Here is a 2,905-nt window from a genome sequence, read left to right as displayed (position 1 = left end):
CATAAGTAGAGTAAGTGAATAAGGGCGCACGGGGGATGCCTAGGCTCTCAGAGGCGAAGAAGGACGTGATAAGCTGCGAAAAGCTACGGGGATTGGCCAATGCGAGTTGATCCGTAGATATCCGAATGGGGCAACCCAGTCTTTAAGACTATCTCGTAAGAGAAGCGAACGTGGGGAACTGAAACATCTAAGTACCCATAGGAGGAGAAAATAACAATGATTCCGTAAGTAGTGGCGAGCGAAAGCGGAAGAGCCCAAACCGTTCATGTTACGGCATGGACGGGGTTGTAGGACCTGTATAATCAAGAACAACGAGACGAGAACGGCATGGGAAGGCCGACCGTAGGGGGTGAGAGTCCCGTATTGGAATTGTTGTTTGCGAGACGGGTATCCTGAGTAGGTCGGGACCGGAGGAATCCCGATTGAAACTGCCGGCACCATCCGGTAAGGCTAAATACTCCTGAGAGACCGATAGTGAACTAGTACCGTGAGGGAAAGGTGAAAAGTACCGTGAATAACGGGGTGAAATAGAACCTGAAACCGTGCGCTTACAAGCGGTCGGAGCCACGCGATGTGGTGACGGCGTGCCTTTTGCATAATGAGCCTACGAGTTACTCCTCATCGGCAAGGGTAAGGTATTCAGTACCGTACCCGGAGCGAAAGCGAGTCTGAAAGGGCGACTGAGTCGGTGGGGGTAGACGCGAAACCTAGTGATCTACCCATGGCCAGGTTGAAGTTGTGGTAACACACAATGGAGGACCGAACCGATAAGCGTTGAAAAGCTTCCGGATGAGCTGTGGGTAGGGGTGAAAGGCTAATCAAACTGGGAAATAGCTCGTACTCCCCGAAATGTTTTTAGGAACAGCGTCGGGAATTGTATGACGGAGGTAGAGCTACCGATAGGACTAGGGGGAGTCAAATCCTACCAAATCCTGACGAACTCCGAATGCCGTCATACAGAACCGGCAGTGAGGGCTTGGGTGCTAAGGTCCAAGTCCGAGAGGGAAAGAACCCAGACCTTCCGCTAAGGTCCCCAAATCTATGTTAAGTTGAACAAAGGTGGTCCAGTTGCAGAGACAGCCAGGAGGTTAGCTTGGAAGCAGCTATTCCTTTAAAGAGTGCGTAACAGCTCACTGGTCGAGCGACAGGGCGTCGATAATAATCGGGCATCAAACATAGTACCGAAGCGAAGGATTGACAGTAATGTCAGTGGTAGGGGAGCATTCCAACGGCGGAGAAGGTACAGCGTCAGCTGTGCTGGAGCTTTTGGAAAAGCAAATGTAGGCATAAGTAACGATAATGCGGGCGAGAAACCCGCACACCGTAAGACCCAGGTTTCCTGATCAACGTTAATCGGATCAGGGTTAGTCGGGACCTAAGGCGAACCCGAAGGGGGTAGTCGATGGCAAATGGGTTAATATTCCCATACTAATTATACAGGTGATGGAGCGACGGAGTGATGAAAGATCCGCGCGGTGACGGAATACCGCGTTAAAGGTAGTAGGTATTGGGCCCATAGTTAAATGCGTGGGCTTAGCCGAAGCTGATAGTACCGAGCGTTTACGGACAATCGGATAGTGATCCTAAGGGCTTCCAAGAAAAACTTCTAGCGTTAAGCGTATAATTACCCGTACCGCAAACCGACACAGGTGGTCGAGGAGAGTATCCTAAGGTGCTCGAGTGAATCATGGCTAAGGAACTCGGCAAAATAGCCCTGTAACTTCGGGAGAAGGGGCGCCCCGAGCAATCGGGGCCGCAGTGAAGAGGCCCAGGCGACTGTTTAACAAAAACACATGGCTTTGCAAAGTTTAACGACTAAGTATAAGGCCTGACACCTGCCCGGTGCTGGAAGGTTAAGAGGGGATGTCATCGCAAGAGAAGCATTGAATCGAAGCCCCAGTAAACGGCGGCCGTAACTATAACGGTCCTAAGGTAGCGAAATTCCTTGTCGGGTAAGTTCCGACCTGCACGAATGGTGTAACGATCTGGGCACTGTCTCAGCCATGAGCTCGGTGAAATTGTAGTCGCGGTGAAGATGCCGCGTACCCGCAACGGGACGGAAAGACCCCATGCACCTTTACTGCAGCTTAGCATTGGTACTGGACAAATGATGTGTAGGATAGGTGGGAGACTATGAAGCGGGTTCGCCAGGATTCGTGGAGTCACTGTTGAAATACCACCCTTTGTTTGTTTGGTATCTAACCCCGAATGGGGGACATTGCTTGGTGGGTAGTTTGACTGGGGTGGTCGCCTCCAAAAGGATAACGGAGGCTTCCAAAGGTTCCCTCAGTACGCTTGGTAACCGTACGAGGAGTGCAATAGCATAAGGGAGCTTGACTGTAAGGCCGACAAGCCGAGCAGGGTGGAAACACGGGTATAGTGATCCGGCGGTTCTGAATGGAAGGGCCGTCGCTCAAAGGATAAAAGGTACGCTGGGGATAACAGGCTGATCTCCCCCAAGAGCTCATATCGACGGGGAGGTTTGGCACCTCGATGTCGGCTCGTCACATCCTGGGGCTGGAGAAGGTCCCAAGGGTTGGGCTGTTCGCCCATTAAAGTGGCACGCGAGCTGGGTTCAGAACGTCGTGAGACAGTTCGGTCCCTATCTGTTGCGGGCGTGGGAAGTTTGCGAGGACCTGACCTTAGTACGAGAGGACCGGGTTGGACCGACCGCTGGTGTACCGGTTGTGATGCCAATTGCATTGCCGGGTAGCTACGTCGGGAAGAGATAAGCGCTGAAAGCATCTAAGTGCGAAACTCCCCTCAAGATGAGACTTCCAAATAGGGCCGTCAGAGACGATGACGTTGATAGGCTACAGGTGTAAAGGCAGTAATGTCATAGCTGAGTAGTACTAATTGCCCAAAAGCTTACCGCTGTTTGTTACAGTTTCTGCAAAGACATGTT

At 51.8% G+C, this 2,905-nt stretch carries 1 rRNA gene; it reads left to right on the top strand.

Annotated elements, in window-relative coordinates:
* Positions 1-8 precede the first annotated feature (8 nt).
* Positions 9-2,876 (top strand): 23S ribosomal RNA (locus tag J0A69_RS22300).
* Positions 2,877-2,905 lie beyond the last annotated feature (29 nt).

The organism is Algoriphagus pacificus, from assembly GCF_017254845.1.
Lineage (GTDB): Bacteria > Bacteroidota > Bacteroidia > Cytophagales > Cyclobacteriaceae > Algoriphagus > Algoriphagus pacificus.
Note: the sequence above shows the minus strand (reverse complement) of the source record. Positions and strands in the feature narration are given on the sequence as shown.